The following is a 13,300-nucleotide window of genomic DNA, read 5'->3' as shown; positions in this document are numbered from 1 at the left end:
TCAGCGCTCGATGTGGTCCAGGTGCAGCATCCGGGCGAGGTTCTTGTCGAGCTCGTCATCCTGGAAGATCTTCTTCCAGTCCTCCTTGATGATGCTCTCACGTCCGTAGTCCATCGCGATCAGGCAGGCGTCCGAGAACGGGTTGTCTCCGCGGAGCCCGTTCGCGAGCGCGACCTGGGTGTGCCCGTAGAGGATGCTGCGGGCCGCCGCCTCGGGGACGCCCATGGTGTTCACGGTCTCGTGCAACGCCTCGTTGAGCAGCGCGCCGATCATGCAGGCGACCGTCTCGACCAGCGTCGGCTCGAGCTGGGCGAGCTGCTTGATCGTGACCCAGTGCACGTCGATCACGGGAGCATAGATCGCGCGCACGGTCGCCTCGACGATGGCCTTCTTCGCCTCGTCGTCGGACTCGATCGCCGCGATCGCGTCCTGCGGCGCGGCGATGCCGCCGAAGGTGTCGGCCCACTGCTCCGGCGTCTCGCGCTGCAGGAAGATCGAAGGGTGGCACGGGTGCGCCACAGCCTGGATGACGTCGTCCCGTGTGGTGAGCAGGCCCGCATAGGCCGCCGCGGGGTCGAGGGTCAGGACGATCGCGCCGGAACGCAGCTGCGGCACGAGGTCGGCCGTCACGGGCCCCAGCGCCAGGTCGGGCACAGCGAGCACGACGATGTCGGCGTCGGCGACCGCGGTCGCGGCATCCGTGAGCTCGCGACCGGCGTCGATCGTGCGCTGCTGGCCCGCGGGCGAGTTCTCGACGTACCAGACCGTGTGCGCGGTCTTCAGGAGGTTGTCGGACACGCGCATGCCCATCTTGCCGCCCGCGCCGATGACGGCGATCTTGTATGTTGCCGCGCTTGTCGAAGGGGTTGCCGAGCTTGTCGAAGTATCGCTCATGATGTGCTCCTCAGATGTTCGAGAGTGATGCGGGTCCATTCCCGCTCGGTTCGGATGGTGGTCTCGGCGTCGCCCTGCCAGGGCAGCCAGTGCTCGACGATCTCGTTGATCTCGCGTTCACGAGGTCTGATCGTGGTGAGCAGATGGGGGTAGTCGTGAAGCCCGGTTCCCATGGCGGCGCCGGAGTACGTGAACCCCACCCAGCCGTCCTGCCGGGCGAAGGCGAAGTCCTTGACGTGCACGTTCTTGACGAAGGGAGCGGCGAGCTCGACGCACGTGCGCGGCTGCTCGAGGCGGGCGACGACGTTCGCCGGGTCGAGGCAGATGCCCAGCCGTTCGCTGCCGACTCTTTCCACGAGACCGACGAGATCGGCGGTGCCGACCTGCTCGTACGTCTCCAGCGCGAGGTCGATCCCTGCGGACTCGAAGGAGCGGATGCTGCCGCGCAGCCAGTTCTCGGCCTCGTCGAGCGTCGGTCGCGACTCGGGGCCGTAGAGCATGCTGCGCACCAGGCGGGCGTCGAACACCTCCGCAAGCTCCAGGAGCTGCCGCAGATGCTCCGGCTCCACCCCTTTGGTGCCGAGCTCGATCGTGAGCCCGAGCGCGCTCGCGGCGGAGGCCGCGTTGCGCAGCTCTGCCGCGCTCATCCACTCGAGGGGGCCGTAGTCGCAGATCTGGAACAGGTCGACGCCCTGCGCTCGAGTGTCTTCGAAGGCGCCGATCAGGGTCAGCGGTTCCGGCACCCGGTCGGAGTGCTGCCAGAAGTACGAGTACGTGCCGAGGCCGATCATGCGTCGGCTCCGTCGGGGGAGTCGACAGGCTCCGCGAGCCCGCGGGGTCCCTGAGCAACTCTGCTGGCTCCCTGAACAACTCTGCTGGCTCCCTGAGCAACTCTGCTGGCTCCCTGAGCCTGTCGAAGGGCGGCCAGTTCTGCTGCTTCGTCGACCACACGCAGGAGGGCGTCCGGGTCGTGGGCGAAGCGCCCGAGGAACACGCCGTCGACGGCGTCGCCGAGCGAAGTCAGCAGCCCGGGACCTGCGGCTCCTCCGTAGATCACGGCGGAACCGGTGCGGTCGGCATCCGTGTTCACCGTCTGACGGAGTGCCGCGGCGACCACCCGGATGTGCTCGTGCCCTGCGGGCTCGGGGGCGCCGATCGCCCACACGGGCTCGTAGGCGACGATCACGGCCCCGGCATCCGCCCCCTCGAGCGCGGAGCGCAGCTGCGCGACGGCCACGACCGCGGCATCGGCGGGGCTCTGCCGCTCGGTCTCTCCGATGCAGAGCAATGGAGTGATACCCGCGCGCAGGGCGGCGCGGGTCTTCGCCGCGGTGACCTCGTCGGTCTCGCCGTACAGGCGGCGGCGTTCGGCGTGACCGATCTCGGCGATCGTCGCGCCCACTTCGGCCAGCTCGGCGGCGGACACCTCGCCCGTGAAAGGGCCGGAGTCCTCGGCCGAGACGTCCTGACCGCCGATGCGCACGGCGGTCCCGGCGAACGCGCTGACGGCGGGGAGCACCTGCAGGTACGTGGGCGTGACGAAGAGTTCGACGGCGCCGCTGCGGACGGCGGCGTGATCGCGCACCCTGGCGGCGACCGCGTCGAACCAGGAGCGCGCCCGCTCGTGCCCGAAGTACATCTTCAGGCTCACGCCGACGGTGACCTGCGACATCAGCAGGATCCGGTGCTCTCGTAGGCGTCGATCACGGCCACCTTGTCGGCGCTCGCGCTCGAGGTGTCGAAGCGGTAGGTGAGCCACTCGCGCACGAGCCGGCGGGCGAGCTCGATGCCGACGACCCGCTGACCCATCGTGAGGATCTGCGCGTTGTTCGAGAGCACTCCGCGCTCGACCGAGAACGAGTCGTGAGCGGTGACCGCGCGGACACCCGGCACCTTGTTCGCGGCGATCGCGACGCCGAGGCCCGTGCCGCAGATGAGCAGAGCGCGGTCGGCCTCGCCGGCTGCCACGAGTTCGGCGGCCGCGATCGCCACGCGGGGATAGGCGGTGTGGCCGTCGGCATCAACGCCCACATCGATGACGGAGGCGACGCCGTCGCTGCTCTCGAGGTCCTTCTTGAGGATCTCCTTGTAGTCGAATCCGGCGTCATCGCAGCCGATCACGAGGCGGAGCTGGTCGGTCATGAGGTTTCCTATCGATTGTCGGGGGTCGCTGAGCCCGCGCTGCGGGTCGCCGGGCCTGTGCCCTGGGTCGCTGAGCCCGCGCCCTGGGTCGCTGAGCCTGCGCCCTGGGTCGCTGAGCTTGTCGAAGCGTCGGCGAGCAGGTCGCCGAGAGCAGTGGTGATCAGCGCGAAGGAGAACGCGCCGGGGTCGGGGGTGCCGATCGCGTGCTCGCCGTGCGTGCGTGCACGACCCATCCGCGGGAGAAGGTCGGCACTGGCCTGAGCCGCACGGGTGGCGGCGGCCGCGGCGCTCGTCCATGCGTCGACAAGGCGTGAGCCGTCATCGAGAGCCGCGGTCAGCGTCGTGGTGAACGGCACGAGGGCGTCGACCATGGTCTTGTCGCCGACCTCGGCCTTGCCGTAGGTCTGCACGCCCCGCACTCCGTCGGCGACACCGGCGGCGAGGGCCGCGGCATCCGGGCTCCCCACGTCTCCCAGATGCGAGGCGACGGCGTTGAGGATGACGCCCCAGAGCGCTCCCGAGGTGCCGCCGGCCCTGTCGGCCCAGGCGTCTGCCGCACGCTGCAGGGCGGTCTGCGCGCCGGCACCCGCCTCGACTGCAGCCGTGCCGGCGGCGAGAGCCGCGTGCGAGCCGCGCTGCATGCCGATGCCGTGGTCGCCGTCACCGGCGATCGAGTCGATGCGGCCGAGTTCGTCGACGTTGTCGTCGATCGTCCGCACGACGACCCGCAGAGCCTCGCGCACGTGCTGCGCGAGGGATTGCGACTCCTCGTCGCCGGGGACGATCAGGTCCTCGGCCGCGGTGATCTCGGCGGCCTCGGCCTGGGCGGCCGCGACGACCGATCCGCGGCGGTAGGCCGGAGCGTCGACAGGAGTGTCCCAGAGACGCTCGAGCTCTTCGTCGAGCCAGAACAGGCTCAGCGAGGTGCCTGCCATGTCGAAGCTCGTGCAGTACTCGCCCACGTGCGGGTCGACGATCACGGCCCCCGCCTCCGTCAGCAGTTCGGCGATGCGCCGGTAGACGACGAACATCTCCTCGTACTTCAGCGAGCCGAGACCGTTGAGGATGGGAACGACGCGGGCGCCCGCGACAGCGACGCCGTCTGGTACTTCGGCCAGGAGCCTGTCGACCAGGAGCGCTGCGAGTTCGTCGGCCGTGGGGATGCCGGTCTCGTCTACGCCGGGCTCGCCGTGGATGCCGAGGCCGATCGCCATGCGGCCTTCCGGCACAGTGAACAGCGGGGCAGGGGCGCCGGGCAGCGTGCAGCCCGTGAAGGCGACACCGAATGAGCGGGTCCGCTCGTTCGCGAGCGCTGCGACCCTGGTCACCTCGTCGAGGTCGTAGCCGGCCTCGGCCGCGGCTGCGGCGGCGCGGAACACGGTCAGGTCGCCCGCGATTCCGCGGCGCTTGTGCTTCTCGGCCGGCGCGGCGCTGAAGATGTCATCGGTCACGGTGACGGTCTGCGCGGGGATGCCCTCTGCGCGCAACCTCTCCTGAGCGGCGTCGAAGTTCAGCACGTCGCCGGCATAGTTGCCGTAGCTGAAGAACACGCCGGCCCCGCGGTCGGCGGCCTTCGCGACCGCATACACCTGCTGCGTCGAGGGCGAGGCGAAGAGGTTGCCCATCGCGGCGCCGTGGGCGAGGCCCTGCCCGACCAGGCCGCCGAAGGCCGGGTAGTGACCGGATCCGCCGCCGACGACCACGACCACCTGCCCCTCGGGCACGACCGTGCTGCGGACGACGCCGCCGGGCACGCGCCGCACGGAGCGAGCGTTCGCGGCGACGAAGCCCTCGATCATCTCGTCGGCGAAGTCGGCGGGATCGTTCCACAGGCGGGTCACGATGCGACCTCTTCGACGAGCGCCGGGGCGGTCGTGCGCTGGCGGGAGAGGACGACCATGAGGACGGCCGAGAGCAGCATGAACCCGCCGACGATGAACATCGGGATCTCGTAGCCGCCGGTCCAGTCGTGCACGGCGCCGGTGATGTACGGGGCGCTGAAGCCCGCCAGGTTGCCGATCGTGTTGATCAGGGCCACGCCGGCTGCGGCGGCGACGCCGGTGAGGAACTGCGTCGGCAGCGTCCAGAAGTTCGGCAGAGCCGCGAAGATCGCGCAGGCGGTGATCGTGATGACGGCGATCGTGGCGGCGGGGGAGCCGGCGAACAGGGCGAGCGGGATCGAGACGGCTCCCGCGATGGCCGGTGCCGCGATGTGCCAGGTCTTCAGGCCCCGCTTGCCGGCATCGCGCGACCAGAAGTACATCACGATGGCGGCGGGGAGGTACGGGATCGCGGTGATAAGCCCCTTCTGCACGACGTCGTACGTGACGCCCGACTGGGCCTGGAAGCCCTCGATGATGGTGGGCAGGAAGAACGCCAGCGAGTAGAGGCCGTAGATGAACCCGAAGTAGATGAACGACAGCATCCACACGCGTCCGCTCGAGAACGCGAAGCGCGCGGACACGTGCTTCTGCTCGGCGCCGGTGGCGGCTCGTTCGGCCTCGAGGGCGCCGGTCAGCCAGGTCTGCTCCTCGGCGGTCAGCCACTTGGCGTCGGATGGTTTGTCCTTGAGGTAGAACCACGCGATGACGCCGACGATGATCGCGGGGAGCGCGACGCCCATGAACATGAAACGCCAGCCCTCGAGACCGAAGAACGTGCCGTGCTGCTGGATCAGCGCGCCGGCGAGCGGGGCGCCGATCACGGTGGTCAGGGGCTGTGCCAGGTAGAACAGCATGAGGATGCGGCCGCGGTACTGCGCGGGCACCCAGAGGCTCAGGAACAGGATCGCCCCGGGGAAGAAGCCGGCCTCGGCCACTCCGAGGAGGAAGCGGAGCCCGATGAGCTGCTCGAAGTTCTGCACCCACGTGAACAGCAGCGCGACGATGCCCCAGCTCACCATGATGCGGGCGAGCCAGCGGCGGGCGCCGAAGCGGTGCAGTGCGAGGTTCGACGGCACCTCGAGAAGGATGTAGCCGATGAAGAAGACGCCTGAGGCGAAGCCGAACTGAGCTGCGCTCAGACCCAGGTCGTCGTTCATGCCGTTCGGCGACGCGAAGCCGATCGCGGTGCGGTCGAGGTAGTTGATGAAGAACATCAGTGCCACGAAGGGCACGAGGCGGATGGCGACCTTGCGGATCGCGGACTTCGCGATCGGATTCTCGGTCGGGGGGTTCTGGTCCACGGTGACTCCTGGCTCATCGACGGTGATCGAGGGGTGTGCGGATCCAGTGTGACAAACCGGTTGACCAATTGCAAGTGATTTTCAGGAACCGGTTGACCAAAATCTGCCGTGCATTCCGATGCCCTGCCGTAAGTTGTTGACATGCCCGCGTTTCCAGACGACCGCTCCGCCGAGATCACGGCCGCGCTGGGCGTGCTGCCCACGGGCACTCCGGTCTCCGAGGTCGCCAGGCGCATGCTCGACCTGTTCACCGGCGGCTCCATCGCCGCCGGCACTCGGCTTCCGCCTGAGCGGCAACTGGCGACGACGCTCGGCGTGGGGCGTTCCGCGGTGCGCGAAGCGCTCGCTGCGCTCGAGATCCTCGGCATCGTCGATGTGCGCCCCGGCTCGGGCACGTATCTGCGGGGAGCGGCGAGCGAGCTGCTGCCTCAGACGCTGCGCTGGGGGCTGCTGATCGGCGAGCGCAACACGGCCGAGCTGCTCGAACTCCGCGAAGGGCTCGAGATCTTCGTGGCGCGCCTCGCGGCCACCAGGGCGGATGCCGCGATCGTCGCGCGTCTGGAGAAGGATGTCGCGCGCATGCGCGAGTCCTACGACGACCTCAACGCCTTCGCGCGTGCCGATCTCGACTTCCACCACGCGCTCGCAGAAGCCGCGGGCAATGCGACGCTCACCGATCACCTGCACGTGATCCGCTCGCTGCTGCAGGTCTACGCCGACCGAGCCGTGCACGACCGCGAGCACGCGCAGCTCGCGACGGCAGAACACGACGCAGTGCTCGCCGGCGTCACCGCGGGCGACGGCGATGCCGCGGCATCCGCGATGGCCGTGCACATGGCCACGGCGACCGCTCGCCTGCTCGCCGAACGCTCCGGCTGACGGTCATGATCGAGCCGGCGCGGAGGTCGTCGACGCGGTGCGAGCGCGCAGGTGCATCCGCTCGCCGAGATCGGCGATCAGTGAGAGTATTGGGGCGATTTCGGAACAGAGGGTGGCGATGGCCGTTGGGGTGAAAGACGTCGCAGCCGCGGCGGGCGTCTCGGTCGGCACCGTGTCGAACGTGCTCAATCAGCCTGAGCGCGTGTCGGCGCGCACCGTGGAACGGGTGCAGCGCGTCATCCAGGAACTGGGTTTCGTGCGCAACGACGCCGCTCGGCAGCTGCGCGCGGGACGCAGCCGAAGCATCGGACTCGTCGTCCCCGACATCGGGAACCCGTTCTTCGCCGAGGTCGCCCGTGGCGCGGAAGACAGGGCAGCGGATGCCGGCATGACCGTGCTGCTCGGCAACAGCGACGAGCAGGACGCGCGCCAGGAAGCGCATCTCGAGCTGTTCCAGGAGCAGCGGGTCAACGGGGTGCTGCTGACGCCGGCATCCGACGATCTCACCGCCGTGCACCGCTTCGTGTCAGGTGGGATGCCGGTGATCCTCGTCGACCGGGAGGTCGAGCAGGGCGTGCTGCCCTCGGTCTCGGTGGATGACGTCGAAGGCGGGTGCCTGGCCGCGGAGCATCTGCTCGCCTCTGGCCGACGCCGCATCGCCTACGTGTGCGGTCCGCGGTCGGTGCGGCAGGTCGCCGACCGGCTCGCCGGAGCGGAGGCCGCGGTGCACGCCGTGCCGGGAGCCGAGCTCGAGGTGATCGAGCAGCCCTCGCTCACGGTGCTGCAGGGCCGCGCCGCGGGGGAGTCTCTCGTTTCTCGTGAGCCGTCCGCGCGACCGGACGCCGTGTTCGCGGCGAATGATCTGCTCGCCGTCGGGCTGCTGCAGGCGTTCAGCTTCGGTGCCGCAGTGCGGGTTCCGGAGGACATCGCGATGGTCGGCTACGACGACATCGACTTCGCCTCGGCCACGGTCGTGCCGCTGAGCTCGGTGCGCCAGCCCGCTCGGCTGTTGGGCTGGACGGGCGTCGACCTGCTGCTCAAGGAACTCGACGGCGTCGAGCACGACCGGCGGGTGCGGTTCCAGCCCGAACTGGTCGTTCGGGAGTCGTCGGCACCCGATTCGTGACCGCCCCCGAGAACCGTTACACTTGCAGGGTGCATCCGAACCTTCGGGTCCAGATGCCTGGAGACGTCGCATAGTCCGGCCTAGTGCACCACCCTGCTAAGGTGGAGTTCCCTTACGGGAACCAGGGGTTCAAATCCCCTCGTCTCCGCAGTAGAAGTCCTGCTCGCATTCTGAATCCCGCCTCGTTCGCATTCCGAAGTGAGCCTCCCGACTCTGTGCCTCCCGTCCGGTGTGATCGGGTGAGACCCTCCTCTTGAATGGTCACCGGTCGCGACGATGTCCGCGGTCATGCTTGACACATCACCCTCCCCGCGGATATGTTCTCCCGTAGTCATACGATTAACTGATTCACGAGGAGGTGGACATGGGGCGCAGGGCGAGCGAGACCGTCACGATGCGACAGGTCGCTGAACGTGCCGGCGTGTCCCAGGCCACCGTGTCCCTTGTGCTCAACAACGTCGGCGGAAGCCGCGTCAACGACACCACTCGTCAGCGGGTGCTCGAGACGGTCGACGAGCTCGGGTATCGGACGAACGCGTTCGCGAAGTCGCTGCGCAGCGGCGAATCAGGGATGATCGGATTCATCTCCGACGAGGTCGCCAGCTCGCCCTTCGCAGGGCACCTTCTCAAGGGTGCACAGATGCTCGCCTGGGAGACCGGCAATGTGATCTTGAGCGTCGACACCTACAACGAGCCCGACCTCGAAGCTGCGGCGATCGACATGATGCGGTCGTACCGGGTCAAGGGCGTCGTGTACGCCTCGATGTATCACCGTGTGCTCGATCTTCCCGAAGGGCTGCAGTCGGTCCCGACGGTGGTGGTGAACGCACAGGAACGGAATCAGCTCGTCGCCAGCGTCTTCCCTGACGAGGAGGGCGGCGGCTACGCGGCCACCCGGCAACTGATCGAGGCCGGACACACGCGCATCGCGATGATCAACATCCAGCCTGAGGACAGCGACCTCCCCGCCGGCATCGGCCGACTGGCCGGCTATCGCCGGGCGCTCGCGGAGGCGGGGATCGCAGAGCCAGCAGGCTTCGTCAAGTACGGCGGCGGCGTCGTCGAGGACGGGCTCGCGCTCACTCTCGAGCTCATGGATGCGGGCGATCCGCCGACCGCAATCTTCTGCGGCAACGACCGGACCGCCTGGGGCGCCTATCGGGCCCTCGAGTCACGGGGGCTGCGCGTGCCCGACGACTGCTCGATCGTGGGCTTCGACAACCACGCGACGCTCGCCCCGATCCTCGATCCCGGTCTGTCGACCATGGAGCTTCCGTACGAGCAGATGGCGCGCACCGGAATCGAACTGCTCCTCTCCGGTCGCGGGCAGCTGTCGATGTCGAATCCCATTGAGTGCGTCCCGATCCTGCGCGGATCGGTCGCTGATGCGAAGGTGCATGCATGACTACACACGCTCCCGCCGAGCCCAGTCCGGCGATCCCCAAGCGCAAGGGCCGACTGCGTTCGCACGCTCGGCGTGCCGTGCGATCGTGGCAGTTATACGTACTACTAGCCCCTGCGGTCCTCTACATCATCGTGTTCAAGTACTGGCCCATGTACGGGGCCCAGATCGCGTTCCGCGACTACAACCCGGCTCTCGGGTTCGCGGGCAGCCCCTGGGTGGGGTTCGAGCACTTCGTCCGGTTCGTCAGTTCGTTCCAGTTCGGACGGCTCATCGAGAACACCTTGACCGTGAACGCGCTCGGACTGCTGATCGCGTTCCCCGTGCCGATCGTCCTGGCGTTGGTCGTGAACCAGCTGCAGAGCCCGCGGTTCAAGAAGTTCACCCAGACCGTTCTCTACGCGCCGTCCTTCATCTCGGTGGTCGTCGTGGTGGGCATGATCTTCCTGCTGTTCTCCCCCCGGTCCGGGATCGTCAACAACGCGATCACGCTGTTCGGCGGAGAGCCGGTGTTCTTCATGGGGTCGCCCGACTGGTTCCGACCGCTCTACATCGGCTCTGACATCTGGCAGAACGCAGGCTTCTCGATGATCGTCTATCTCGCCGCGCTCACCGCGATCGACCCGGCCCTGCACGAGGCGGCTCGAGTCGACGGGGCCAACAAGTGGCAGCGGATCAGGCACATCGACATCCCGGGCATCATGCCGGTGATCACGATCCTCTTCATCCTCGCCATCGGGAACCTGTTCAATCTCGGGTTCGAGAAGGTCCTGCTCATGCAGACCGACCTGAACCTGCCGACGTCCGAGGTCATCCAGACCTACGTCTACAAGATCGGCCTGCAGCAAGCGCAGTTCAGCTACTCCGCGGCGATCGGCCTGTTCAACTCCCTGATCAACCTCGTCCTGCTCCTGACCTTCAACTGGGTCGCGAAGCGCGCCGGACAATCGACCCTTTGGTGATGACGCCATGACTGACACGATCTCCGCTTCGACGGCATCCGCTCGTTCCACCCGTCGTGACCCGTCCGCCTCCCGACACGTCTCCCCGCCGCCGCGCGCCCGTTGGCGGGAGCGCGCTGCCGATCCTGTCTTCAACATCGTCGCAGTGGGGATGCTGGTCGTGGCGATCATCGCCATCCTCTACCCGCTCTACTTCATCGTGATCGCCTCGGTGAGCGAGCCCTCGGAGATTCTGAACGGCAACGTCTGGCTCTGGCCGCAGGGCTTCACCTTGGAGGGCTACACGCGGATCTTCTCCGACGCCACCATTCTCAGAGGCTTCGCGAACTCGGTCCTGTACACCGTGGTCGGCACTGCGATCAGCGTGGCGACGATCCTGTGCGCCGCTTACGCGCTCTCCCGGAGGGACCTCTACGGCCGCACGTTCTTCATGCTGCTGTTCATCATCACGATGTTCATCGATGGCGGTCTCATCGCTCGGTACCTGGTGGTGCGCGATCTCGGGATGCTCGACACGATCTGGGCCATCGTCCTCCCCGGCGCGGTCGGGGTCTGGAACCTGATCATCGCTCGCGCCTTCTTCGAGAACAACGTGCCGGGCGAGCTCCGCGAAGCCGCGCAGCTCGACGGCGCCAACGACTTCCGCTTCTTCTTCCGCATCGTGCTGCCGTTGTCGAAGCCGCTCATCTTCCTGATGATCATGATCCATCTCGTCGCGAACTGGAACGCGTTCTTCGACGCTCTGATCTTCCTCGACGACGAGAGCAAGTATCCGCTGCAGCTCGTCCTCCGCAACGTCCTCATCCAGTCCGAGGTCTCGTCTGCCGGCGGCACCGGCGCGCTCGATTCGTACGCGGCCGCACAGCGGCTGGGCGAGCTGATCAAGTACGGAATGATCGTCGTCTCCACGATCCCGCTGCTGATCGTCCTCCCGTTCATGCAGAAGCACTTCACCAAGGGCGCGCTCCTCGGCGCCGTCAAGAGCTGACCCCCTCCGACCCCCCCCATCCCGAACAGAAAGCACATCATGAGACATCGCCGTTTCCTCATCGCTTCATCCGCCGCGATCGCCGGCACCCTGCTGCTCGCCGGCTGCACCGCCGGTGGCGGCGCCGCAGAGATCGAAGACCATTCGAAGGACTTCGGCTTCAACGCCGAGGGGCTCCCCATCGTCGACAAGACGCTCACGCTGACCTTCGGCGGATCGAAGGCCGCGCTGGCCCCGGAGTACTCAGAGATGGAACTCGTGCAGCAGTGGGAGGCCGATACGAACATCGCGATCGATTGGGAGAACCTCCCCGACCAGGTCTACGCGGAGAAGAAGAACCTGATGCTGGCCAGCGGCGAGCTGCCGGACGTTCTCTTCAACACCGGACTGTCGGATGCCGAGATCGTGCAGAACGGGACCAACGGGACGCTGCTTCCGTTGGAAGACCTGATCGAGGAGCACGCGCCGACGCTCACCGCGATTCTCGAGGAGCGCCCCGACATCCGCGCCGCGATCACGGCCTCGGACGGCCACATCTACACGCTGCCCTCGGTCGAAGAGCTCGGCCTGGTCGCCTATCCGAACTTCCTGTACATCAACAAGTCCTGGCTCGACGCCCTGGGGCTGCCGATGCCCACGACGATCGATGAGTACCACGATGCGCTGAAGGCGTTCGCGACGCAGGACCCCAACGGAAACGGGGCCGCCGACGAGATCCCCCTCAGCTTCCGCACCGATTCGTTCGCAGCCAACCCGCACGATCTGATCGCCGCGCTCGGCGGCCAGCCGGAGAACAACGACCACCGCATCGTGCGCGACGGCAAGGTGGAGTTCACGGCGGACACCGACGAGTACCGCACCGGAGTCGCGGCCCTCGGGGACTGGTACGCCGAAGGCCTCATCGACCCCGAGTCGTTCTCACAGGACGATGTGGCATACCTCTCGAAGGGCAAGTCGGGTACCGAGATCCTCGGCTCCTTCTTCTGGTGGGAGCTGAAGGAGATGGTCGGCGATGACCGCATGAGCGACTACGCGCTGGTCGGCATCCTCGAAGGCGTGGACGGCGAACGGCTCGCCAGCGTCTCGAACAATCAGGAGATCAGCCGAGGCGCCATGGCGATCACTCGGGCGAACAAGTACCCGGCTGCGACCATCCGCTGGGCCGATCGGCTGTTCGATCCGGTGATGTCCGCACAGTCGAACTGGGGCCCGATCGGCGTCACCCTGCAGGAGGACGCCGACGGCATCCTCGTCCAGATCCCCGCCGCGGACGGTGAATCCGAAGGCGAGCGCAGGCAGCGCGTCGCGCCGGGCGGGCCGAAGATCACGACCACCGACGACTTCGAGTCGGTCGTCGCGCCAGAACCTCGAGCCAAGGAGCGACAGGATCTCGTCAACGAGTTCTACGCCCCCTACCAGGCCAACGAGGGATACCCGCCGGTGCTGCTGTCGAACGAGGAGCTCGACCGGGTGTCGTTCGCCACCGCCGACATCAACACGCTCGTCAAGGAGAAGTTCGCCTCGTGGATCGTGAACGGGAACATCGACGGCGAATGGGACGGCTACGTCTCGCAGCTGAAGACGCTCGGCGTGGATGACGTGATCGACACCTATCAGCAGGCCTACGACCGGTTCCAGAAGGGCGGCGAGTAGCCCTCGCCGAGGTGGGGCGACGTCCGTCGCCCCACCTTCTCCCTGCTCTCAGCGATTCCCGACTCCCACC

12 protein-coding genes and 1 tRNA gene are annotated in these 13,300 nt (G+C 67.5%); 7 read left to right on the top strand and 6 right to left on the bottom strand.

Going from position 1 to position 13,300, the window contains the following annotated elements; genetic code table 11:
* The 6 genes from ACI3KT_RS17960 to ACI3KT_RS17935 are packed head-to-tail and all read right to left on the bottom strand — an operon-like array spanning position 1 to position 6,133.
* Positions 1-894, bottom strand: a complete 894-nt coding sequence (locus ACI3KT_RS17960) for a phosphogluconate dehydrogenase C-terminal domain-containing protein (RefSeq protein WP_404905798.1) — start codon at positions 892-894, stop codon at positions 1-3.
* The gene (locus ACI3KT_RS17955) at positions 891-1,685 is read right to left on the bottom strand and encodes a sugar phosphate isomerase/epimerase family protein (RefSeq protein ID WP_404905797.1); all 795 of its coding nucleotides are present in this window, start codon (positions 1,683-1,685) and stop codon (positions 891-893) included. The genes ACI3KT_RS17960 and ACI3KT_RS17955 overlap by 4 nt, the downstream gene beginning before the upstream one ends.
* A complete protein-coding gene (locus ACI3KT_RS17950) occupies positions 1,682-2,566 on the bottom strand; it encodes a triose-phosphate isomerase family protein (protein ID WP_404905796.1) in 885 nt (294 codons plus the stop codon). The genes ACI3KT_RS17955 and ACI3KT_RS17950 overlap by 4 nt, the downstream gene beginning before the upstream one ends.
* Positions 2,566-3,036, bottom strand: a complete 471-nt coding sequence (locus tag ACI3KT_RS17945) for a ribose-5-phosphate isomerase (RefSeq protein WP_307294503.1) — start codon at positions 3,034-3,036, stop codon at positions 2,566-2,568. The genes ACI3KT_RS17950 and ACI3KT_RS17945 overlap by 1 nt, the downstream gene beginning before the upstream one ends.
* A gap of 8 nt (positions 3,037-3,044) precedes the next feature.
* Positions 3,045-4,877, bottom strand: a complete 1,833-nt coding sequence (locus ACI3KT_RS17940; RefSeq protein ID WP_404905795.1) for a dihydroxyacetone kinase family protein — start codon at positions 4,875-4,877, stop codon at positions 3,045-3,047.
* Positions 4,874-6,133, bottom strand: coding sequence for an MFS transporter (locus ACI3KT_RS17935; RefSeq protein ID WP_307299363.1), 1,260 nt, complete (start codon positions 6,131-6,133; stop codon positions 4,874-4,876). The genes ACI3KT_RS17940 and ACI3KT_RS17935 overlap by 4 nt, the downstream gene beginning before the upstream one ends.
* Positions 6,134-6,361: 228 nt before the next feature.
* Here ACI3KT_RS17935 and ACI3KT_RS17930 point away from each other — a divergent pair, with 228 nt between their 5' ends.
* From ACI3KT_RS17930 to ACI3KT_RS17900, 7 genes are all read left to right on the top strand, one after another.
* Entirely contained in the window at positions 6,362-7,099 is a 738-nt protein-coding gene (locus tag ACI3KT_RS17930; protein WP_307294507.1) for a FadR/GntR family transcriptional regulator, read from the top strand.
* 118 nt (positions 7,100-7,217) lie between these two features.
* Entirely contained in the window at positions 7,218-8,225 is a 1,008-nt protein-coding gene (locus tag ACI3KT_RS17925) for a LacI family DNA-binding transcriptional regulator (RefSeq protein ID WP_404905794.1), read from the top strand.
* 59 nt (positions 8,226-8,284) lie between these two features.
* Positions 8,285-8,373 (top strand) — tRNA-Ser (locus ACI3KT_RS17920).
* 216 nt (positions 8,374-8,589) lie between these two features.
* Positions 8,590-9,630 (top strand): LacI family DNA-binding transcriptional regulator, encoded by a 1,041-nt coding sequence (locus ACI3KT_RS17915; protein ID WP_404905793.1) that lies wholly within the window; start codon positions 8,590-8,592, stop codon positions 9,628-9,630.
* Positions 9,627-10,589: an ABC transporter permease gene (locus tag ACI3KT_RS17910; protein WP_404905792.1), complete on the top strand. Its 963-nt coding sequence runs from the start codon at positions 9,627-9,629 to the stop codon at positions 10,587-10,589. Before ACI3KT_RS17915 ends, ACI3KT_RS17910 begins: the two co-directional genes overlap by 4 nt.
* Positions 10,590-10,596: 7 nt before the next feature.
* Positions 10,597-11,577 carry a carbohydrate ABC transporter permease gene (locus ACI3KT_RS17905; RefSeq protein ID WP_292907281.1) on the top strand — a complete coding sequence of 327 codons (981 nt, stop codon included), beginning with the start codon at positions 10,597-10,599 and terminating at the stop codon, positions 11,575-11,577.
* 39 nt (positions 11,578-11,616) lie between these two features.
* Positions 11,617-13,230: an ABC transporter substrate-binding protein gene (locus ACI3KT_RS17900; protein WP_404905791.1), complete on the top strand. Its 1,614-nt coding sequence runs from the start codon at positions 11,617-11,619 to the stop codon at positions 13,228-13,230.
* Positions 13,231-13,300: the final 70 nt, after the last annotated feature.

The sequence above is a fragment of the Microbacterium sp. ZW T6_19 genome, from assembly GCF_044987465.1.
In the GTDB taxonomy this organism is placed as follows: Bacteria; Actinomycetota; Actinomycetes; order Actinomycetales; family Microbacteriaceae; genus Microbacterium; species Microbacterium natoriense_A.
Note: the sequence above shows the minus strand (reverse complement) of the source record. Positions and strands in the feature narration are given on the sequence as shown.